A 22,495-nucleotide genomic window follows, 5' to 3' on the forward strand; every position below is an offset into this window, starting at 1 on the left:
AGGGCCGCTTCGTTCAAAACGAAGTCCAGCTTCCGCCGGCATTGCTTCTCTTTCAATCTTCCAATTGCTTAAATTCATTTATCCAATCAGCCTTGCCTGATTTACGCCGACTTAGACCTCATGCTGAGTCGCCCCGGCCTCCAGCACCGTCTCATAGACCGCCTCGCCGATGGCGCAGCCGATTGTCGTAGCCGCTCCGGCGTAGGCATGAAGCGCCGCTCCCCACTGCGCGGATTGGCTTACGCCGATCGCAACGGCATCCGTTGTCGTCCCGGTGGCAAGCTGTCCGTTAGCGATTTCCCGAATATCCAGCTGCTGCAGCGCAGCCGACTTCGCCTCCGTAGCTGTAATGACCGCATTCACCATAGCGGATTCCGTCATTCTGGCGTCAAGCAGCAGAATCGTATTAATCGTCCCCGGCGCATAGGCGGAATAGGCCTCCCGCTTCACCCCTGCCCTTGCTGCATTGCGTGTCCCTGCGGTCGTGATGCACAGCAGGCGAAAGCGGTCCCCTTCCAGCTCCATCACCGAAGCATGCGTCAGCTTAGCCGCCGTCAGGAAGCCAACTGTAGATTCCGGGGTGAAGCCCCACTCCCCGAATCTGCGACGAAGGTCAGAGACGGGATCGTCACAGCGGTAATCCAGCGGGACCTTCCAATTGACAAAGCCGTCCGCCCGGGAAAAGCCGCCTGGCCAGATCGCGCTGCTAAGCGTATGGCAGACATGCGGAAGGCGGACTTCAATCCTGTCTTCCTTCAGCTCAGCATATACGCCCTTCCAGTGTCGGGCGACATACCTGCTGCCATTACGAAAGGGCTGCGCCATCAGGCTTTTCCTCCTTAACTCCAGCAATCGCATAAATGCGGGGCATGTCCAAGTAAGCCCTGGCCGCATCCGCCAGCCGGTCGAAAGCCGCCTCGCGCCTCTCCCGGAACCGGACGCCTTCAGCGAGCGGCTCCCAGCCTCTGTCCGCCCTTGCTTCATTCAGCCACGCTCTGCGGAAGCTGTCATTGTGCAGAATGCCGTGCAGGAATGTGCCCCACACTTTGCCGTCCTGTGTGCATACCCCTTCTTGCCGATACGGCAATTCATTACGGACGGCTTTATCTAGCTGCATGTCCCTAATGAGGAACGGCTGCCGCAGCTCCGGGCTGTTCGGAATCATTTGGCCCATATGAATCTCGTAACCGTCAATCAAGAAGCTGTCGCCACTGTCGCCAAGACGGGCCGTCCCCTCTGCCCGGACCGTTGTTTTAAAGGACTGAAATGCAATATCGAACGAGAACAGGCCAAGCCCCGGGCACTCCGGCTGATTCGCCTCCACGCCATGAGGGTCCAGCAGGCGCTCGCCCAGCATTTCGTAGCCCCCGCATATGGCGGCAACCCTGCCGCCGCTTCGGATATGATCCAACACTAGCTCAGCAAGCCCTTGCTCCCGCAGCCAGATCAGATCGGCTATCGTGTTTTTGCTTCCGGGCAGCAGTACAAGATCCGGCGTTCCCCACTCCATCGCCTGCTCCACGAACCGCACATGGACATCCGGCTCCGACAATAGCGGATCGGCATCGGTGAAATTGGAGATGCGGGGAAGCTTGATCACCGCGATATCCAGCCTGTCAACATCGTCTGCGAATGGAGTTGCGGCTGAGCGGCGCGATGCCGCAGCCATGGACGCGCTCAAGGATAGAGAATCCTCGTCCTCAAGCTCCAATCCGGGCAGATACGGCAGCACGCCCAGCACCGGCTTGCCCGTCCGCTCCTCCAGCCAATCAAGACCCGGCTGCAGCAGCGCGACGTCTCCGCGGAATTTGTTAATGACAAATCCGCATACGCGATCGCGCTCATGTGGCTCCAGCAGTTCAAGCGTGCCGACTATCGAAGCGAAGACGCCGCCCCGGTCGATATCCGCAACCAGTACGACAGGCGCATCAGCCCACGCCGCCATATTCATATTGACGATATCCCGGTCCTTCAGATTAATTTCCGCGGGACTGCCCGCACCCTCCAGCACTACGATATCGTAAGACTCCTGCAGCGTGCGGAGCGATTCCCGTACAATTCCCCCTGCAATAGGCAAATAGCGCTCGCGATATTCACGGGCCTCATAATCTCCCAGCGGCTTGCCGTGTACGACAACCTGCGACGACATCTCGCCCGACGGCTTCAGCAGAATGGGGTTCATATCCGTCGTTGCTATAATGCCGCAAGCATCGGCCTGCATGCCTTGCGCCCTGCCGATCTCTTTGCCGTCCCATGTCACATAAGAGTTCAGAGACATATTTTGCGATTTGAACGGGGCTGTCCGATAGCCGTCTTGGGTGAAAATCCGGCATAAGGCGGCTGTTATCAAGCTTTTGCCGACATCGGATGCCGTTCCTTGTATCATTATCGTTCTGCCTGGCCGTTTTTTGGGGGCTGCAGCATTTTCATGCTTTTTCTCATGTTCTGGCATCACATCATTTCGCGTCATAAGCTGTCGCCCTCCCGCTCCGACATGCAGAATCTCAATGCTCTAACCAAGCGCTCGTTATGCTCGCGCAGCTTCACTGCAACACGAATAAACCTTTCGTTCAGTCCTGGAAAATGCGAGCCGTCACGAATGAGCACGCCATAAAGCCCCATCGCGTGTTGAAGCTCCGAGGAACTCATACAACAGGTTTCCGGCAACTGCAGCAGCAAGTAGTTCGTAGAGCCCGGATAGACGCGGAACCCCAGCGTCTCAAGCTTTTCTGACAGCCAAGCTCTCTCCTCTTGCAGCCATTGCCGCGAATGCTGGACGAAAGCCTCATCGCCGAGCACCGCCTCGCCGATCGTCTGAGCCAGCGAATTGACGCTCCAAGGCACTTGCAGCCTTCGCAGCTCGGCAATCGATTCGGGATGTCCGATCATATAACCCAGCCGGATGCCAGGAATGGAATAAAACTTGGTCATCGAGCGAACGACATACATACGGCGATTCCTCGCCGCTTCTTGAACGAGGCTATATCGTTCTTCCTCCGGCACAAAGTCCATAAATGCTTCATCCGCCACAACCGCAGCGCCGCTCTCCAGCAGCTCGTGCAATCTGGCAGGCTCAATGAGCGCGCCCGTAGGGTTATTAGGCGAACCCACCATATAGAGCCTCGCATCCGAGTGCGTCAGCGCTTCCTCTACCCAGCGCCTGTTCAATTGAAATTGTTCCGATTCAAGAAGCGGCACCTCGCACAATTCTGCACCGGCCTTACGTATCGCGTCGCCATACTCCGAGAAGCACGGAACGGCGACCGCAGCCCGGTCGGGACGAAGCGCTCTTACGACAAGGTCAATGACCTCTGCCGCTCCATTGCCGATTAAGATAGCCCCTTCTTCAATGCCATGCTTCTGAGATAGCATCGCACTAAGCCTTCTGGAGACGGGGTCCGGGTATCTGTCTATGGAGGCTGCATACTGCGCGAGCACCTCGCGAACCGCGTTCGGAGGGCCGAGCGGGTTCATATTGGAGCTGAAATCCAGGAACGAAGAAGAAGGCAGCCCGTAGCATTCCTCCGCCGTTCTCAGATCCCCTCCATGTCCATATCGTTCAAGCATAGCTTCCTCTCCTTCCGGTTGAATGGATGATCCGTCCATTCCACCCTATGTCGATGTCAATTGTCTAGTCTGAAGCTATCATGTTCATGTGCTGACGGTTGAGCGGTAAGCTGTATTAGCTCATATAGGCCCAGATGACGACAGCCATAAGCATAGCAAGCTCAACCGCCTCATTCATCGCGCCGTATGTGTCACCCGTCAAGCCGCCAAGCTTCCGGTTAAGCCAGAGAGCCATTAATCCTCCTGTCACGAAAGCAACACAGCCTGCTGAAACCGCCAGCAGAGCGGCTTCCAATAAATTAACCTCGTTAATTATTAATGTAGCAAAGGAAATGAATAACGCCAGTCCGGCAGATACCAGCGCATACCCCAGCTTCACGCCGTGGAACAGCTGCCCAATGCCTTCATTAGGCCGAGCCGGCTTCCAGCCTGCGATGGCGATGCCCATCCATGCGCGGCTCCATACCGCGCTTACGAGCAGTACAGCAGGAATCGCGATATATGATTTGCTTAACCCTTCGCCTATCAGCCAAGCGATTAACGAGGCCTTTAATAACAGCAAAAGAACAGCCGCAATGACGCCCATGGCACCAACCCTGCTGTCCTTCATAATTTCCAGCATCCTATCCCTCGACCGATGGCTCAGCACGCCGTCCGCCGTATCCATCCAGCCGTCTAGATGCAGCCCGCCGCTTAATCCAATCCAAATGGCAAGAAGTACGACAGCAGACGGCCATGGAGGCAGCACATGCGGCAGCGCCCAAGATGCCGCAGATAGACATAAGCCGATGGCCGCGCCTGCTAACGGGAAATAGACGATGCTCCTCGTCAATACAGGACGTTCGAACGGCACCTCGACCGGAACCGGAATTCGGGTCAGAAATTGAAAGGCGGCAACCGCCGCTTGCACATGCAATTTTACAAAAGACATAGCCAAGCCACTCCCATTCCCGCCAGCGCCAATGCACTGACGGCATACAAGATATGTATTGAAGTACGGATATCCCTCGGCTCCAGCTCGCGGGTTTTCCAGCCCATGCGTGCCCTCTCACTCGCTATACCGAAGTAGCGGTTAATTCCCCCAAGCTGAATGCCGATTGCGCCCGCAACCGCAGATTCCGGAATTCCGCTGTTGGGGCTAGGGTGCAGAGAAGCGAATGCCCTAATCGACTTCCAGCTCTTGCGGGGCTTCATGCCAGGCAGCAAAGCAGCCGCCGCAACCATGAGCAGACCGGTCAGCCGGGCCGGGATATAATTCAGCACATCATCAAGCCGGGCCGAGCACCAGCCGAAGGAGATATACTTGTCGTTGCGATACCCTACCATCGAATCGAGTGTGTTGGCGGAGCGGTACAGCATCGCAAGCGGCGCGCCTCCAATCAGCGCGAACAGCAGCGGCGACAAGAAGGCGTCAACCGTATTCTCAGCTACGGTCTCGACAGTCGCCCTGGCAGCCTCCGGCCCGCTCAAGCGATCGGTGTCCCTGCCTACGATGTAGCCGACGTATCGGCGGGCATCGTCCAGATTGCCCTGTGTTAAGGGCGCATATACGAGCATGGCCGCATCCTTGAGCCCTTTCACCGCAAGCGTCGTCGAGATGAACCAAGCGGACACAGCATAGCCGGCCCATACATGGATGGCGTCCGCTGCCCATATGATCAAAGTCATGACGCCACAGCTCACTGCAATGGTAATTAACGTCAGCAGACATCCGCGCAGCTTAGCCTCAAGTGTCGAATCTGAAGGATCCTTTGGATAAAGCATTCTCTCCAGTGCTTTAATGAGCCGGCCGATCCATATGACGGGATGAGTGGGCCACTTGGGATCGCCAATGACCCAATCTATCACCACAGCGGCCATCGCGAGCAGCAGCAGCTCTTGCATATTGTAAAAGATCACAGCTCATCCCACCGGAATGCGATTGACTTCAGCTCGACGGGAATGCCTGCCGTAACCAGAAAAACTTTTTCGCAAATACCGGCCAGCTGCTGATTCAGCCTCCCTGCTTCATCTCGAAAACGGCGTCCTAGCGGATACTCCGGCACAATACCGTCTCCTACCTCATTAGTAACCAGCAGCAGCGGATACGGATAGCTGCGGACCGCTTCGATGAATGCCCCTGTCTGCTCGCCAAGGGGATCGGATCCGGCTTGCTTACCCTCCTCCAATTGCAGCAGCCAATTGGTCAACCATAAGGTCAAGCAGTCAAGCAGCACTGGCGGCGCCGTCCAAGGTCTGCCTCCAGCCTGCGCTTCCCGTCTTTCTTCTGTGAATTGCATAGCCAGCTTGCGGAGCAAGGCTGCAGTCTCCAGCGGCTCCTCCTTCGTCTCCCACCGGAAGCCGGAAGCGTCGCGATCCCGCATATGCTGCCGGATCCGCTCCTTCATCTCCTCGTCGTATGGCTGGCATGTGGCGATATAGATGCCCCGGCTCCCAAGCCTTGCTGCGTATTGCTCCGCGAAGCGGCTTTTGCCGCTGCGTGCGCCGCCCGTAATCAGTATAGCCATGTGCCTTCCTCCCGGTTATGACTTCGATATGCCCGCACTGTCGAAGGTCGCCATCTCCTTCATAAGAAGAAGCGATGCGTCCAGCAGATGGAAGGCAAGCACCGCTCCCGTCCCTTCTCCCAGCCTCATCTCCAGATGAATCAGCGGCGACAATCCTACCGCCTCCATAAGCCTGGAATGGCCCAGCTCATGCGACAAATGGGAAGCCAGCATATAGGGCACCGAAGCCGGCGCCAGCTTGGATGCGACAAGAGCAGCTGTTGTGGATATGTAGCCGTCAATAACGACCGGACAGCGATGGGCGGACGCTCCGATAATCACTCCGACAAGCCCCGCAATTTCCGCACCGCCTACCTTGGCGAGCACATCGAGCGGATCGCCGGAATCAGGCTGATTAAGACCAATAGCACGCTTGACCACTTCAACCTTGTGGGCAAGCACGCCGTCATTAATGCCTGTTCCGCGGCCGACGGTCAGCTCGGGAGACAAGTCAGCAAGGACTGACGTGATAGCAGCGCTAGCCGTTGTATTCCCGATCCCCATCTCGCCGGTGGCAAACAGACGAGCTCCTTTCGCCACTTCCGCTTCAACAACGGCAATGCCGGTCATAATCGCTTCAACAGCTTCCAGGCGGGTCATGGCCGCTTCCTTCGCCATATTTCGAGTTCCCCATACGACCTTGCGGCTAACGAGGTTTTCATGCTCAAGCTCGGCGGCAACGCCGATATCTACACACACGACTTCTGCCCTTGCCTGTCTGGCCAGAACATTGACAGCTGCTCCGCCGTTCAAGAAATTATGCACCATTTGCGGCGTAACTGCTTGAGGGAATGCGCTGATGCCTTCCTCACATACGCCATGATCCGCAGCCATAACAATAACGGCGCGTTTGGACAGGTCTGGCCATAACTCTCCGGTTGCGCCAGCCAGCTGAGCGGCAATCGCCTCCAGCTTGCCAAGACTTCCGGGAGGTTTCGTCAATTGATCGGAATGAAGCTCTGCCCGGCGGGCCGCTTCTTGATCAAATGGCGGAATCGAGCCCGCAATATGCTGCAGGCGCGTCTCAAGTTCGGTAATGTTGCTGCTCATGAATATGACTCCTCCTAAAATGTCTGACTGATACGATTGTTCCAGCTGCTGTTCATTTGCGGATATAGGAGACGATTGCGGAACCGTCCATTAAACCTCCGTGCCGGGCTGCAAAATTAATTGCGGCACTCCCGTCGCGGGATGCTTGACGAGGGTTGTTTTCGCTCCGTAGAGCGTTTCAATTATTGCAGGCTGCAGCACCTCTTCGGGCGCACCCTCCGCGGCAATTCGCCCCTTATGCAGCGCAATAAGCTTATCGCAATATAGAGACGCCAAATTCAAATCATGAAGCACGGCAATAACAAGCAGCTCCTTGCGCTTCTGCCACGCCTTCACCGTATCGAGCAGCTCGATCTGATAGCCGATATCCAGGTAAGTTGTCGGCTCATCCAGAAGCAGGATCTCCGGCTGCTGCGCCATCAGCTTTGCAAGCGCAACGCGTTGGCGTTCGCCGCCGCTTAGCTGATGCAGCTTGCGGCTCTGCAGCCCGGTTAATCCCATGGCATCAATAGCCCCGGCGATAATGGACTCGGGGTCTTCTGCTTCACCTCCAAGCCAGTTCTGATGTGGGAATCTTCCCATCGCTACCACTTCACGAACCGTAAAGCCGACCGGCGGCAAGCCGCCTTGCTGCAATACAGCTAATTTGCGAGCCAACGGCTTCCCCGTCATATCGGTCAGCGGCATGCCGTCCAGCGCAACGCTTCCCGAGCTTGGAGCATCCGATCCGGATAAGATATGAAGCAGCGTCGATTTGCCGACCCCATTGGGTCCAATGATGCCATAGATGCGATTGCGCTCGAACGTCGCCGATATTCCATCCAGCACGGCAACGCCTTGGATCAGAGCGCCAACTTGATTGGCAACGAGACTCATGACTTCACGCCCCCTTCCACCTTCATCCTGCGGTGCAGCAGATAGGCGAAGAATGGAGCCCCGATCAGCGCGGTAACAACACCCAGCGGTAGCTCCTTCGGACTCAGCACAGTGCGCGCCAGAGTGTCCGCCCATAACATAAAGATCCCGCCTCCAATGCCGGCAAGCGGAATAATGAGCCGATAATCCGGCCCGACGATCAAGCGGATGAGATGAGGCACTACAAGGCCTACGAATCCGATGACGCCCGACACCGACACAGCCGCAGCCGTCAACAGTGTAGATACCATCATCACAATCAGCTTGGTCCGCTCTACTTTCACGCCCATATGGGATGCATGCCGCTCGCCTAGCGTGAACAGATTGAGGGATTGGCTGTAATACAGCAGCACCGGAAACGCAAGCACAAGGAACGGAATCATCATATAGACATGCTCCCAGCTCCGATGCGCCAGCGAACCCATGATCCAGAACAATATCTGGTTAACGACGCCCTGCGACATCGACACCATAAGCGATACGAACGCTCCGAGAAATGATTGGATAATGACGCCGGACAATATAATGGTCTCGATCTGCATGACCCCTCTGGTGCGGGATAGCCAGATAACTGCAAGTAATGTGAGAATGCCCGTGGCGAACGCAACAACGGGAATCGTCCACAGACCAAGCGCAAGCTGCATGCCGGTCAATATAATAAATGCAGCTCCTACAGAGCTGCCCGAAGCAACGCCAAGCGTATAAGGGTCGGCGAGCGGATTACGAAGGACGCCCTGGAATCCGGCTCCGGCGAGCGCAAGACATGCGCCGACCATCACGTCCAGCCATATCCGCGAAAGCCTCACCTGCGTCACAATTGCAATTTCACCGCTCGTCCACTTATCCGCGGGGTCGGGCATGCCCGGAAGCTGATGAATCAAAATGCCCCATACGTCCCCAAAGGATAGTCCAGCGGAGCCGATAGACAAGCTGGCTATCATAGAAACAGCAAGAAGGAGCAAAGCTGCTCCTCCATACGTCAATCCTTTTATTCGCAACATCTATTTGACAAGCTCAGGATGGATCGCTTTCGCAAGCTCAAGCAGTCCGTCCGCCAGTCGAGGACCAACGCGCACAAGCGGATCGTTGGTGACAGAGAACATCTGATTGTTCTTCACCGCATCGATTGCATCCCAGCCTGGACGCGCTTCGATTCCTGCGACGATCGAGCTTTTCTCCTCTCCGAAATCAGGGTAAATAATGATCTGCGGGTTCTGTGTGATCACTTCCTCCGCGTTCACTTCAAACCAGCCGGATTGCGCCGCAGAAATATTAATGCCGCCTGCAAGCGTCAGCAGCTCGTCCAGGAATTCACCGGAACCGACCGTCCAGCCTGGGGAGAACTCCAGGTAAACCTTCTTCTTCTCGGCATCTTTGACCGCAGTCGTCACTTGCTCTTTCACTTGGCGCATATGGTTCGCAACTTCTGCAGCGCCTGCTTGCATATTCATAATTTTACCGATTTCTTCTACTTTGGCAACAACTTCGTCATAAGTCTTCGGATTTGATGCGTAAACATTGAGGCCAAGCTCGCGCAGCTTCGTGATTGCATCCACGTTCATCGACGATGAAGCGAGGATCAGATCAGGATTCAGCGCCGTAACAGCCTCGATATTCGTAGCCATATCGCCGATTTTACTGATAGCGGCAGCTTCTTCCGGGTAATTGCTCCATTGGTCCACACCGACAACCGCAGTGCCTGCTCCGATGGCGAAAATCGTTTCTGTCTCGCTCGGTACCAGCGTAACGATAGCGCTAGGCGCTTTTTCGAATGTGAGGACAGTGCCGGTTGCGTCCGTTACTTCATACGGATAAGCCGTCTCGCCGGCTTCTTTGGAAGAATCCGGCGTTGCTTCCGGGCTTGGGGATACGGTTGCGCCTTGCTCGGTTTGGCTGTTGGTATTCCCAGCGCTTTTATTTGTATCTGTGTTCGCGCCGCATGCCGCCAGCACTACCATCATCATGATTAGCAGTAAGCTTACGGCTGTTTTCATTTTGGACCAAGACATTGCTTTCATCTTCTCATTCACTCCTGTAATTGATCTTGTAATGGTCGCAGAGCGGCTCCCGCCCCCTGCGTTCGGACACAAAAAAAAGCATCCCCGGCCCTGTGCCGGAAACGCCCTTGTCCATCGCCGCGATGCCCGCAGCGAAACATGCCTCTCCAACACCTCCCTAAGTCCACGTAGGTTTAGCGTTCTGACAAAAAGGCAGGTCTCCTGGCTCGGATTATCGCGCCGCGTCTTCCCGAGCTGGTCGCTCAGTGACGTCTTGCGGCTGCGATGGCAGACACGAATCTTAGGTTCGTGTTCATGCCCTCCTTACAGTGGCGGGTCCGCGCCGGAATTGCACCGGCTTCCCTATTAAGCTTTTGCAAATGGCATAGGCTCTGGCATCAAGCTTGTCCGCTTTGGCCATGCTGCTGCTCCTCGCAAAGCACCTTATTGCTTTCAACTATTAAAATATCAGTAGTTAATATACACTTCTTGCCCCAAAATGTCCATTCATTTTGTGCCCCTGTGCTTTCGTCCAATCCGTTCATGCAAGGTATAAACCGCTCACCTTTCGACATAGGTAATGTATAACGAGCCGTTATAGAGATCAATGCATCAATATCCTATTGCGATGCCTAGATTGCTGGTTAAGCTCCGAATGGCAAGAATACCAACTGATATTTCTTAACATAAAAGGAGGCATCACGATGACGGAAGAAGGCAGCTTGGAAAAGGACGCTCCTGCGGGACGCAGGGGCTGGGTGTCTTGGACATTATTTTTAGGGATTGGAATAGCCATTGTGTCACTCGTCTTGCTGATGCTCAGACCGTCCTCCATCTCCGCAGATGCTGCAATAACTATACATAGCTATAACAATGGGCAGTTGGAATGGCATATCGTCGACTATCCGGCAACCGTACTTGCGGGCAACACGTTTCAATTGAAGCTAACCGACGCAGCGGGAGCCCCGGTAGAGGGCGCTCAGCTCGATATCAAGCTGGAGATGATCGGCATGGTCTGCGGCGACTTCGACTTCTCTTTGGGCGAGACTGCGCCAGGCATCTACTCCGGTGAAGGCGTGCCGTTGATGCCCGGCCTCTGGAAAGCTTCACTCACCATCATCGGCGACGGAGACAGCGTCATCACCCGAACGCTAAAGGCGGTGTATTAAGCGGCTGGCTTCATCTGCTGACGCTTTGATCGGCACAAAAGGCTATTCTTGATATGAAGTGTGTACACCACGCTATTTTGCCAGATTCGCCATTCGAACACTATTAATTATGTCACATGAGATAAATTCATTAGCGGCGTAGTAAAGCGTCATTCGGCATATTTAACTGTTTCCCACACCGCTTTATTGCTCAATCCGCTGAATGGGCTCCTGCAACGGGGCCACACGTCACTAAATCGCACATTCCGCCGAATTAGCTCCTGCAACGTCGCCACACACCGTTATATCGCTCAATCTGCCAAATCAGCTCCTGCAACGGGGCCACACGTCACTAAATCGCTCAATCCGCCAAATCAGCTCCTGCAACGGGGCCACACACCGTTAAATCGCCCAATCTGCCAAATTAGCTCCTGCAAAGGGGTCTCACGTCACTAAATCGCACATTCCGCAGAATTGGCTCCTGTAACAACGCCACACACCGTTATATCGCTCATTACGCCAAACGAGCTTCTGCAACGGGGCCACACGTCGCTAAATCGCCCAATCTGCCAAATTAGCTCCTGCAACATCGCCACACGTCGTTAAATTGCTCAATCTACCAAATTAGCTCCTGCAACATCGCCACACACACCGTTAAAACGTTCAATCCAACGAATTAGCTCCTGCAACAGCACCACACACCGTTATATCGCTCAATTCACCGAATGAGCTCCTACAACGGGGCCACACACCGCTAAATCGCTCAATCTACCACATTAGCTCCTCCAACTATGCCACACACCGCTACCTACTCATCACCATTACCCAACGCAAGCTACCACAGCCACGGCGATATGGATGGAATAATTCCGTTCGCGGCGAGGCCTCTTAGGATCGAGATTACCCCAACGGCGACGGCCGTGACGACTCCGGCCCGGCGCATGAAACGCCGCCACCGCTTGTTGGCGAAGGCGGCAATCGATGCGGCGAACACCAGTGCAGGCATCGTCGCGAGGCCGAACAGCGCCATCACTACCGCTCCTTCCGCCAGTGAGCCGGTCGCCGCCGCATTCATGCTCATCGCATAAGTTAAGCCGCAGGGCAGGAAACCGAAGGCAAATCCCGTTGCCAGCAAATGCGCTGTCTCCTTGCGCTCAGAAGTACGTGCGCCCGCGGCCAGCTCCTGATGGAGCCTCCCAGACAAGCGGTTCAAGAACGGAATTTGCACCCTCCGCCAGAGCCATAACAAGACGAAGCATCCGCCAATGATAGAAGCCAGTCCTCTGATTCCTGCGAATCTGCCTGCCACATCGACGAAGGAGCCGACTGCCCCCATAGCAGCCCCCAGCAGCGAATAGGAAACTATTCTTCCAGCGTTATAGAGCAGCATTGAACGTCTGGCAGATGCAGCGGACTGCAAGGAGACTGCTGACACAATGCCGCCGCACATGCCGATGCAATGAGGCGCACTGAACAACCCTGTCAACAAGATAAGACCAATTCCATTCAGGCTGAGCGACATTAACGGCTCCTCTCCGCAGCCCGCTCCATGCGGGCGCCAAGCCGCAGCGCATTGGCAACAACTGACACGGAGCTGAGCGCCATTGCAGTGCCCGCCATCCATGGCTGAAGATAGCCGATAGCCGCAAATGGAATGATGACAGCGTTATAGCATAACGCAAACATGAGATTTTGCCGGATATTCCGAATCGTAAGGCGGCTTAGGCGAATCGCCTCTGTAATGGCCTGCAGCCTGGAGAAGATTAGCGTGATATGCCCGGCGCTCAGCGCGCCATAGGTGCCGTTCCCCATCGCGATGCCTACATCGGCAGCCGCAAGCGCAGGCGCATCATTCCAGCCGTCGCCGGCCATCGCGACCCGCTTGCCGCTTCGCTTCAGCTTCTCTACAAGCTCCAGCTTATTCTCCGGCAGCATAGAGGCATGTACCTCCTTGATGCCAAGCGCTTTGGCCACCGTATTCGCAGGCGCAGCATGATCGCCTGTTGCGACAATGGGCTGAACGCCGAGGCGGCGCAGCTCGCGCGCCATCTGAACAGCGTCGCCCTTCATGCGGTCTCTGAATCCGATAACACCTGCGCACGCTTCACGCTCCATGACGTATACGACCGTCTCCCCTTGCGCCTCCCGCTCCGCAGCCTGCCGTCTGGCATCCCGCGGAATCTCAAGTCCAAGACTTCTGACATACCTGGCATTGCCGATCACCGCATGATCGCCGCGTACCCATCCCTGCGCCCCGCCCCCAGCCGCATAAACAATTCGCTCCGCATCTGGCGTAACCAAGCCGATCCGCTCCGCTTCCTCCCGAATGGCATCCGCCAATGGATGCGCAGATTCCGATTCAAGAGCGACAGCCAGCCGGAGAAGCGATGAGCGGCCCAGCCCAAGCGGACCGATAAAGCTCACTTTAGGCTTGCCCTCCGTAAGCGTGCCTGTTTTGTCCAGCACCAGCGTACGAATGGAGGCAAGACGCTCCACCGCGCCCGCTTCCTTGGCGACAATGCCCCGCTTGGCCAGCCGCCCGGAAGCGATGACAAGCGAGATCGGCGCGGCAAGCCCCAATGCGCACGGACACGCCGCCAGCAAGACGGCAATCGCGCATAATGCCGCCTTGCTCCAGTTGCCCGGATCAACGACGAATCCCCATACCCCCAAAGTCAAAAGCGCAGTGATCAGCATGGCTGGAACAAACCAGCCCGCGACGGCGTCCACCTGCGACTGAAGCGATGACTTCGCTCTCTGGCCCTGATGAACCAGCTCCTGAATCCGGCTGAGCAGCGTATCGTGACCGGCAGCTCCCGTTATAACCGTCAGCTTGCCTGCACCGTTGCGGGTCCCGGCCCATACGCCGTCTCCCTGCCCCTTCGCGACGGCTGCGCTCTCGCCAGTCAGCAACGACTCGTCCAGCGTCGACTCACCCTGCTGAATCGTTCCGTCTACGGGCACAAATTCGCCTTCGCCCACATGGACGACATCCCCTTTGCGCACATATTCAGTTCGCACGGAGGTTATGGCCCCGCCTCGCTCCACTAGCGCTGATTGCACCCGCAGCTCATGAATGCCGAGCGACTCTTTTTGCGCCTTGAGAGAAGCGGATGTTTCAATATATTTGCCAAGCAATATTGCCGTCATGACTACAGCGGATGTCTCAAAATAAAGGGGCGAGCCATGCGCCCCTCCCTCGAACAAGCCGTCCCGGAATACGACATAGTGGCTGTACAAATAAGCCGCAGTCGTTCCGATGACCACCAGCACATCCATGTTGGCGCTCCGCTGCCGAACGGCATAATAGGCGCCAAAATAAAACGGCATCCCGATTACAAACTGAATCATGGTCGCCAGCGCCAGCTGCAGCCATGGCAAAAACAATACTTCCGGCAGAAGCTCGGTAGCCGGCTGCAGTCCCGGCATATGCGTCGCCATTCCGGCCATAAGCGGCAGCGTCAGCAGGATCGCCGCAACAAGCCGGATAAGAAGCCATCCCCGTTCCCGGTGCAAGCCTTCACTTGCGCTTTCATTCAACTTGGCGCTGAAGCCAAGCTGCTCCACCTTCTCCGCGAGCAGCTCCTTCGTCACGCCGCCGCTCACTTGCACCCACGCTGTCCGCAGCGGAAAGCTGACCGCCACTTCGCTTACGCCATCCATGCGGCCTAGCGTCTTCTCAATTCGGGCTGCGCATGCCGCGCAGCTCATCCCCTGTATCGTGAAATCCAGCTCCCGGCTATGAACGCTTCTTTCTTCCGGATTGACCATGATCATCCAACCTCCAATCAGCGAAAAACCCCGTACGTCTGCGACGCCGGGGCCTGTACCGCCGCCTTACACTATATGAGCGCAAAGCGGTTTGCATGATTGGAATATATAGTTAACTACTCTTAATCCCGTTCGTAAATGGAACCGGATCGGCTGGCGAACAGCTCGGTATATACTTTCTCGGCGTACGCATCCGTCATGCCGGCAATATAATCCGCGACAACCCGCTCCCACGGCCACTCGCCTTTTTGGCGGTCATAGCTTTCCACCCAATCCGGCGGCAGGAGCAGCCTTCCTGTATCGTATTGCTCCAGGCTGTCCCATAGCCGGACGAGCATATTCTCGCTGCGCTTCTGAAGCCGCTGGACCCGGAAATCCTTGATCAGCGTCACCCAGGCAAGCTTTTTCAATATTTCCATCGTGCGCAAAAGCTCTAAATCCTCGGCACCGTCCTTTACGAACGTAACGCGCTTCCAGCCGGACTTCGGATCGTCGATAATGCCGACGCCGCTGGCGAACTTGCTGACCCATCTCGCTTTCATCTCCCGGCGCGTGCGGGAAGTCTCCCGTCCGTACTGGACGAAGATGGATTTCCATTCACGATAGTAATTCTCCAGCACCCGGCGCACCATCGCCTTCAAATTCGTGCTTTCCCACTGCACCGCCGCAATGCTGGCAGGGTCATCCAAAATTTCACGAACCACGCCTTCCACCAGATGATCGTCTTCGATAAAATCCTCCGTCAAGACGATTTTGCCGGCACGGATGCCGTCTTCAATGTCGTGCGTAGAATAGGCGATATCGTCGCAGAGGTCCATTAACTGCGCCTCCAATGTACTGCATCCGGCCGGCATCCCCCACAGGTTGCGCAAATATTCGATGCCCTTCCATTCCATTGGATAGACGCCCTTCATCCGCCCTGGCTCATCCATATTGTACGGATATTTGTTGATCGCAAGCAGGACGGCGGCTGTCAGATCCAATCCGCGCTCGCTGCCTGCGCGCTTCTCCAGAAACATCAGAATGCGGAAGTTTTGCGCATTGCCTTCATACGGCACGCCATAGCGTTCCCGCAAAATACGGTCCAGCACCTCCTCGCCCTTGTGCCCGAAAGGAGGATGCCCCAGATCATGCGCAAGCGCTGCGCATTCCACCACCTCTGGGACGAGCTTCAATCCGGGATGCTCATTATGAGCCAGGAACGGATAAGTTTTGCCCAGCCTGCGGGCAACCTCTCTGGCAATCTGGGATACCTCTAGGGAATGGGTCAGCCTTGTCCGGTAGTAGTCGCCTGAGCCCGCTCCGAATACTTGCGACTTGCCTTGCAGCCGCCGGAAAGCCGGCGATTGTATAAGCCTTGCGTAGTCCTTTTCGTATTCGTCCCGATCCTCGCTTGAAGGAGTATGATCCGGCTCATGGAATCTGATTTTGCGTATATTCATTGTTATCACCTGTCCTGAAGTCGATTTGCATGTGTATGCACTGCGGCAGTCCTGGGTACCAAGAAGCCAAATCCTTTCATTTGAAAAGAAAGCGGCGCGTACCGGAACAAGTCCAGGCAACGCGACGCTTTGGGAATACATGATGAAGTTCTGAATAGGGGATCTTGCCGTGAAAAGGTATCCAAATGCTTAAGGCCGCCTGGTATGCCCAAGTGAACTTGCTCCTGGTGAGTTTCCTCTAATACGGTTTCGGCAATGCATAACCATATCATACCATAAACCTCCCGGCATGCATAAGGCCGTGCCCGCGCTGTTGTCGCGGTTGTCAGCCCTCTTCGCCATGTATATCATTCCGCTCTGACTCCGGCCCGCACAGCCCCATATCTCAGCATGACTCAGCCTGCCTTCTAGTGAGCTCTTACTATCGCTTCATCAGCTTCCATAGCTGCGCTGAGATCAGATTCCGGGTGGTCTCCTTCCGATAATTCGTATCGGCGAACAGGTCTTCCGCAGCCCTGTAATGTCCTCTAATCGCTTCATGGATCAAGCCGAGCATCTTATCGCTAAGCGTGGATCCATTCGTCCTCCGCTCTGCCGATGTCAGCCGGTCTGAAGAATCCGATGCGCCTTCCGCCGGTATTCGTTGCTCAGCAATCCGTTCATCCTCAGCAGTCTTGTCTTGCGCCGCAACAGTCACAAGTGTCGGCACGAATGCTGCCCGCAGCTCTGACTTCTCGTAAAAGGCAAACAGCTCTTCCTGCGCGCGATCCGCATCGCCTTCGCTATCGACGGGAATCTCCACTCTTACGAGCAAGTCATCCGGCTCGCGGGCGCCTCCCTTTCCTTGTATCCAATCCAGAATCGGACAGCGGCCCCAGCCCCTCCCGCGAAAAATGACCAATTGGGCATTCAGCGCCACAAGCGCCGGCACCGCATCTCCAAGGCCGGATATATTGACGCCTATTGTGTCGAGATGACGGACGGATGGCGCCGCGAACTGACCGATTGCCGTGACCAGCAGCTCACCGTGCTGCTTGAGCAGCGGATGCTGACGGCATTCGTTCAGCGCAGTGCCCGCACCTATGCTAACGGCCCCATCCGACAGACGAAGGCCATGCAGCTCTGGAATGCCAAGCAGGCTGATCAAATGCTTCGGCTCCGGCCTTATGCCGTTCTGCCGCTGTCGGCGAAGCAGCGTACCGCCGGCCGTATAGCTGGACCTCTCCCCGAAGCTGCGCTTCAACCGCCAAGCTTCTTCGACGTTATCAGGCTGCCATACACCGGAAAACCCGCTTTCATTGCAATCCGCCAATTCCATCGCCACATCGCATCCCTCTTTCCTGTCTTTATAGGTCAGTCGGCCGATAGCCGACCCAGAACATGCGTCATAATCCCCCCTCGCGTCTTCGCTCCCTCCATGCTAGCCAATCGCTTGATCCCCCTCTACGAGCGCAAGACGGAAAGCCGCTATCTTGCATACTTCCATTAAAGCAAGACGCCTCTCTTGCTCTCCGGTATTCATCATCCGCTTCTGCATCGAATCCGCAATCATATCGGCGGTCAGCCCTTTGACAGCCATAATAAAGGGAAATCCAAACTTCTCCCGGTAAATGGCGTTCATTCGTTGGAAAATATACGCCTCATCACGCACCAAACGATCCAGCCCGGCACCTCGTTGTTCTTCTGCGGAAGCTATCGTCATTCGCAGCTTCACGCCCGGCTCAGGATGCGCCCGCAGCAAGTCAATCTGCAATTCGCCGTCCGCCTCCATCACAATCTCGGCCATCGACGACAACAGCTCATGCCGTGACCGGAATGGCCGTTGATGCCACGCCTTCTCCGCAACCCATGGCGAGCTCTCGAATATATGACCATACCGCTCTACAAATGCCGCTTTTTCACTGTGACCTCCATTTGCATACCTAATCCCCATTCCTCATCCCTCCTATTTCCATCTTTCTTCGTTTTGGCTCTCTGTCATATCTCATCGTCGCCGCTTGCACAGCTCTCCCGCGTGTCAAGCGAACTCCTTCCTTCAGCAGCTCAGCTTCCAGTGCGTCCAGCAGCCCCAGCACACGTCCTCTGTCTGCTTGCCAGCCTGTTGCCGCAACCGACCAATAATCGCCGTTGCAGTCATGGTGTACCAGATTTATTTTCATTCCGCTCCGCTCTCGAATCCTGTCTGATATCCTTTTGCCATCTGCACCGGCCGGCACTGCTGCGCACGCTGCATACGGAAGCTTGCTTTCAGAAACTACTGCTGTTAGAAGCCCCATTGCCAGCATGCCGCATTCCAGCGCCTCAGCATGAAGTCTCTCTTCCGCTACCTGCCTCATACGGTGGCGGTCATCCATCCACCGATGAATAGTCCTGTCATTCAAAGCATGCTTCCCTCCAAACAAAGCAGGAGAATGCTTAAAGCTTCGCCATTCATCGCAAAGCTGAAGAAAGGGACAACTCCCCCATTGACGATGCAGCAGCTTTGCGAGAATACGGTCGTTGTAAGAAACAATAGCAGTACCTTTCGTATCAGCAGCATCCGTGCCTATCCGTCCGAATGCCGCATCCAAATGCCATTCATCCGACCGGACCGTCATTCGCCCCAGCGTCGCCGTACAATCAGCGACAAACCGGATATCCAGCTCCTCGCACACCTTGCCGATTTGCGCAAGCGGCTGGCATTGTCCCGTCACCCACTCACCATGAGCGGCAGTGAGAAGGGCGGGCTTCCGCCTCCTTATTTCCCGCTCGATATCACCGCTGTCCATGGAATCCCCCCAGCATTGCTCCATCAGGATGACATCTGCTCCTAGCCGCTCGCACACTTCTGCAATGCGCCTGCCAAGAGGTCCATTCACTAACGCCAACACGGTCTCGCTTGGACGGAGCAAGCCCCTCAGCAATGCCTCCATCCCTTCTTCCACAGTGCACGCTATGGGATGTGACCAGCCGACCCGCCTCTGGAACAAGGCTGAGGCCGCACTTTCCTCAGGATGTACCTTGCTTAGGGCCGAGCAGCTTGCCATATACCCGCTTGCAGCTCTCTGCCAACCGAACACAGTCATCGAATTTTGCACCTCCCATCCGGGCAGCTCGGACTCATGGGCACTATCCATCCTCTCTCCCCCTCGCTGATTGGCTCTTCAGTGTCCAAATTAAAACTCCCATTTTGATGTCACTATATATAACGCAACCTTCATCTGAAACTATCATATGACGCGGGGAACCTTTTGTCATTGTTCATATTTCATAGAAAATCAGAGGCTATTCGTGCAGAACGACCAACGAATTGAAAAGAAGTTATTCACTTCTGCAATAGAATCCATTATATTATGTTATATAACCTAACACAAAGAGGGCGATGAAACATGCTGCTGAAAGATCTCCTCCAGATTCCGGCTCTGCAAAATGCCCGGCTCGCCGCAGGCGCCGAGGGGCTGTACCGAAGCGTGAGCTCGGTGAATATGATGGATACGCCGGAAATCATTAAATCCTTGAAACCAGATGAGCTGCTTCTAACTACAGCCTATGCCGTGAAAGAACATCCCGAACCGCTCGATGCGCTTATCTCACATATGTCCCGTACAGGCTGCGCTGGACTTGCAATCAAGACGAAGCGCTTCCTTACAGAAATTCCGTCTTCCGTCATCGAAGAAGCGGACCGGCTCCGCTTCCCGCTGCTGGAGCTTCCGCTGGAATATTCGCTCGGAGAGGTGCTGAACGGCGCGCTAAGCAGCATTCTTCAGAACAAGACGGAAGAGCTCAGCTATGCGCTCGACACCCACCATACGTTTTTCAACCTCATTTTGAACGGCGAAGGACTATCCGAAATTGTCGACAAGCTAGCCCAGTTGATTGCCAGTCCTATCGTTATTCTCGGGTCTAAGCTGGAGCTGGTCAGCCTGTCTTCCACCGTGAAGCCCAATATTCATCTTCTGAACAGATGGATTGCCCAAGCTGCGAAGCAGCAGCTTACGCAAGGTGTCTATCGGATTCATCAGACGCAGCCATCCGACGGCGCGAGATATGTCTTCCTCCAGCCCATACCGACGCCGCAGCGGCCGGGCTATATTATCGCTTTTTCCAATGAAGGGGAAATGCGCAAGCTGCATGCTCTGGCGCTGGAGCAAGCTGCGAACGTGCTCGGCTTCGAGCTGCTTAAGGCACAAGCGGTCAAAGACAGGGCGAGAAGATTCAAAATCGAGTTTTTTACAGAGCTGGTGCAGGGGGAAATGGACTCGGAGCAGGAAATTATTCATCGTGGCAAGCAATACGGGCTTTTTCCTGCGGATTCCATGCTGTGCATCGTATGCGGCAGGGATGGCGATGAAGGGGCAGGGATAGGCCAAGAGCATGGGGAGGCTGAACGGAGAGCGAGAGAAAATGATCACCTCTATCATTCCTTGGCGAAGGAATTCGGAAGGCTGGGGATGCCGTATGTGCTGTTCACCTTGAAGGACAAATGTATCGCTCTTCTGTCCGCCAAGGAACTGCTTGGCTCATCAGAGGATGGAAAGCTGAAATTGTCACAGCAGCTGACGGGGATTTCGGAACGATTAACCGGCCGGGAAGAGATCAGCTTGTCATACGGCATTAGCGCACCTATTAACAAGCTGACTGATATTCCGAATGGCTACAAGCAGTCGCTGGACGCTTACCGGCTGGGTAGAAGCCACAACAAGCAGCGGTTTGTCCAATATTATCATACAAAAGAATTGGCCGACCTGCTGAGGCTTATTCCAGTCGATGATTTGCAAGAGTTTATGCAGGAGACATTCGAGACATGGAGTGGCATCGATGAGATCGAGCAGCGCGAATGGCGCAAGACACTGCGCGTATTCTACGACAATCATGGCCATATCGGGGAAACGGCCAAAGGGCTGTACATCCACCGCAACACGGTGCTCTATCGATTGAATCGGATCGAACAGCTGACCGGCTTGCAGGTTCGCAGCTCAGCGGACAGTCTGCGCATCCGCATTGCGCTTATGATTAAGGACGAGCTGGCTATCTGATCTCCGACAGCCAGAGTGCGAGCTGTCCTCCGAACCGGTCAAGCAGCCCTTGCTTCTCCTCGCCTTGAAGGAATGCGGCCTCCGCCCCATTCATCGCAATGCGTGCAATCTCTTCTTCAGAGAAGCCCAGCGAGCTTTGAAGCAACTCGAATTCTTTTGTAATCGTCGTATCGGATACCGTTAAGTTGTCGGTGTTCACGGTTACTGGAATGCCCAAATCAAAGTATTCCCGTATCGGGTATGACGCGAGACTATCGACTGCTTTGGTCTGCAGGTTGCTGACCGGACACAATTCCAGCGGGATGCGCTTCTGCATGATCAACTCCACGACCGCGTCATCTTCTCTCATCCGCACGCCATGGCCGATCCGGCCGGCTCCAAGCAACTCCACAGCTGCACGAACGCTTGATGCGCCTGCAGCCTCGCCTGCATGGATGGTGACCGGAAGACTCCGCTCGCGTGCCATTGCGAATATATCCCGGTAAAGCTCAGGAGGGAATGCCGCCTCTGCGCCTGCCAGATCAACCGCAACAATGCCTTTGCCCAGGAATAGCGACGCTGCCCGGATCACCTCGCGGTTCAGCTCTTCTGAATGCCCTCGAAGGCAAATGGCGATGCAGCGCGACATGACGCCAAAATCCCGTTCTCCCTGCATCAATCCCCGCACGACGTAATGTATCGCATCTTCTACGGTCAGTCCCAGCTTCCGATGAAGCTGAGGAGCGAAGCGAACCTCGATATACATGCAGCGCTGGGCAGACGCTTGCTCCACGACCTCATAGGCTGCGCGTTCCAGCGCAGCCGGCGTATGAAGAAACTGTCCGACAAAGTTAAATTTATTCAAATAATCAATCAGGCTTTTGCACTCGCCCTCCACCTGCATATAAGGAAGCAACCCCTCAATTTCTTCGGTTGGAAGGCGCTCGCCAATCTCTCGCGCAAAGTCGATGAGGGAAGCCGGCTTTACGCTTCCGTCCAGATGCAGGTGCAGATCTACTTTGGGCAGGGCAAGCATCCGATTCGTCATCCTTGCGACCTCCTTCA

Annotated in this window: 19 protein-coding genes and 1 riboswitch; of the genes, 2 read left to right on the plus strand and 17 right to left on the minus strand. The window is 55.5% G+C overall.

Translation table 11 applies throughout. From position 1 onward, the window contains the following. Positions 1–111: 111 nt before the first annotated feature. From D3P09_RS01260 to D3P09_RS01305, 10 genes are all read right to left on the minus strand, one after another. Complete coding sequence (locus tag D3P09_RS01260; protein WP_120106482.1) at positions 112–825, minus strand: adenosylcobinamide amidohydrolase; 714 nt, start codon at positions 823–825, stop codon at positions 112–114. Next, the gene (locus tag D3P09_RS01265) at positions 806–2,470 is read right to left on the minus strand and encodes a cobyric acid synthase (protein ID WP_243643868.1); all 1,665 of its coding nucleotides are present in this window, start codon (positions 2,468–2,470) and stop codon (positions 806–808) included. Before D3P09_RS01265 ends, D3P09_RS01260 begins: the two co-directional genes overlap by 20 nt. Then, entirely contained in the window at positions 2,467–3,567 is a 1,101-nt protein-coding gene (cobD, locus tag D3P09_RS01270; RefSeq protein WP_120106484.1) for a threonine-phosphate decarboxylase CobD, read from the minus strand. Before cobD ends, D3P09_RS01265 begins: the two co-directional genes overlap by 4 nt. 115 nt (positions 3,568–3,682) lie before the next feature. Continuing rightward, positions 3,683–4,498, minus strand: a complete 816-nt coding sequence (gene cobS, locus D3P09_RS01275) for an adenosylcobinamide-GDP ribazoletransferase (protein WP_120106486.1) — start codon at positions 4,496–4,498, stop codon at positions 3,683–3,685. Then, positions 4,486–5,466 (minus strand): adenosylcobinamide-phosphate synthase CbiB, encoded by a 981-nt coding sequence (cbiB, locus tag D3P09_RS01280; protein ID WP_120106488.1) that lies wholly within the window; start codon positions 5,464–5,466, stop codon positions 4,486–4,488. Before cbiB ends, cobS begins: the two co-directional genes overlap by 13 nt. Beyond that, a complete protein-coding gene (locus D3P09_RS01285; RefSeq protein ID WP_120106490.1) occupies positions 5,463–6,074 on the minus strand; it encodes a bifunctional adenosylcobinamide kinase/adenosylcobinamide-phosphate guanylyltransferase in 612 nt (203 codons plus the stop codon). Before D3P09_RS01285 ends, cbiB begins: the two co-directional genes overlap by 4 nt. Before the next feature lie 15 nt (positions 6,075–6,089). After that, the gene (cobT, locus tag D3P09_RS01290) at positions 6,090–7,163 is read right to left on the minus strand and encodes a nicotinate-nucleotide--dimethylbenzimidazole phosphoribosyltransferase (RefSeq protein ID WP_120106492.1); all 1,074 of its coding nucleotides are present in this window, start codon (positions 7,161–7,163) and stop codon (positions 6,090–6,092) included. A 90-nt stretch (positions 7,164–7,253) separates the two neighbouring features. Then, the gene (locus tag D3P09_RS01295; RefSeq protein WP_120106494.1) at positions 7,254–8,039 is read right to left on the minus strand and encodes an ABC transporter ATP-binding protein; all 786 of its coding nucleotides are present in this window, start codon (positions 8,037–8,039) and stop codon (positions 7,254–7,256) included. Then, positions 8,036–9,079, minus strand: a complete 1,044-nt coding sequence (locus D3P09_RS01300; protein WP_120106496.1) for a FecCD family ABC transporter permease — start codon at positions 9,077–9,079, stop codon at positions 8,036–8,038. Before D3P09_RS01300 ends, D3P09_RS01295 begins: the two co-directional genes overlap by 4 nt. Further along, positions 9,080–10,096, minus strand: a complete 1,017-nt coding sequence (locus D3P09_RS01305; protein WP_120106498.1) for an ABC transporter substrate-binding protein — start codon at positions 10,094–10,096, stop codon at positions 9,080–9,082. Between the two features lie 174 nt (positions 10,097–10,270). Next, a riboswitch (cobalamin riboswitch) is annotated at positions 10,271–10,485 on the minus strand. A 294-nt stretch (positions 10,486–10,779) separates the two neighbouring features. On the opposite strand from D3P09_RS01305, the gene D3P09_RS01310 reads away from it, so the two are divergent. Further along, the gene (locus D3P09_RS01310) at positions 10,780–11,244 is read left to right on the plus strand and encodes a FixH family protein (protein WP_120106500.1); all 465 of its coding nucleotides are present in this window, start codon (positions 10,780–10,782) and stop codon (positions 11,242–11,244) included. A gap of 814 nt (positions 11,245–12,058) precedes the next feature. On the opposite strand, the gene D3P09_RS01315 is transcribed toward D3P09_RS01310, so the two are convergent. The 6 genes from D3P09_RS01315 to D3P09_RS01345 all read right to left on the minus strand — a co-directional run bounded on the left by D3P09_RS01315 (position 12,059) and on the right by D3P09_RS01345 (position 19,552). After that, on the minus strand, positions 12,059–12,745 hold the full coding sequence (locus D3P09_RS01315; RefSeq protein WP_120106502.1) for a sulfite exporter TauE/SafE family protein: 687 nt from the start codon (positions 12,743–12,745) through the stop codon (positions 12,059–12,061). Beyond that, positions 12,745–14,994, minus strand: coding sequence for a heavy metal translocating P-type ATPase (locus D3P09_RS01320; protein WP_165867275.1), 2,250 nt, complete (start codon positions 14,992–14,994; stop codon positions 12,745–12,747). The genes D3P09_RS01315 and D3P09_RS01320 overlap by 1 nt, the downstream gene beginning before the upstream one ends. Positions 14,995–15,116: 122 nt before the next feature. Further along, positions 15,117–16,436 (minus strand): deoxyguanosinetriphosphate triphosphohydrolase family protein, encoded by a 1,320-nt coding sequence (locus D3P09_RS01325; protein ID WP_120106506.1) that lies wholly within the window; start codon positions 16,434–16,436, stop codon positions 15,117–15,119. A 421-nt stretch (positions 16,437–16,857) separates the two neighbouring features. Then, positions 16,858–17,754: an FAD binding domain-containing protein gene (locus D3P09_RS01335; RefSeq protein WP_243643939.1), complete on the minus strand. Its 897-nt coding sequence runs from the start codon at positions 17,752–17,754 to the stop codon at positions 16,858–16,860. Between the two features lie 102 nt (positions 17,755–17,856). Next, positions 17,857–18,369: a 2-oxo-4-hydroxy-4-carboxy-5-ureidoimidazoline decarboxylase gene (gene uraD / locus D3P09_RS01340; RefSeq protein WP_120106512.1), complete on the minus strand. Its 513-nt coding sequence runs from the start codon at positions 18,367–18,369 to the stop codon at positions 17,857–17,859. Further along, a complete protein-coding gene (locus tag D3P09_RS01345) occupies positions 18,359–19,552 on the minus strand; it encodes an aminotransferase class V-fold PLP-dependent enzyme (protein ID WP_120106514.1) in 1,194 nt (397 codons plus the stop codon). The genes uraD and D3P09_RS01345 overlap by 11 nt, the downstream gene beginning before the upstream one ends. A gap of 252 nt (positions 19,553–19,804) precedes the next feature. Between D3P09_RS01345 and D3P09_RS01350 the strand changes: the two genes are divergently transcribed. After that, entirely contained in the window at positions 19,805–21,451 is a 1,647-nt protein-coding gene (locus tag D3P09_RS01350; protein ID WP_120106516.1) for a PucR family transcriptional regulator, read from the plus strand. Here D3P09_RS01350 and add read toward each other — a convergent pair. Continuing rightward, positions 21,444–22,478 carry an adenosine deaminase gene (add, locus tag D3P09_RS01355; protein WP_120106518.1) on the minus strand — a complete coding sequence of 345 codons (1,035 nt, stop codon included), beginning with the start codon at positions 22,476–22,478 and terminating at the stop codon, positions 21,444–21,446. The genes D3P09_RS01350 and add overlap by 8 nt on opposite strands. Positions 22,479–22,495 lie beyond the last annotated feature (17 nt).

The sequence above is a fragment of the Paenibacillus pinisoli genome (assembly GCF_003605435.1).
In the GTDB taxonomy this organism is placed as follows: Bacteria; Bacillota; Bacilli; order Paenibacillales; family Paenibacillaceae; genus Pristimantibacillus; species Pristimantibacillus pinisoli.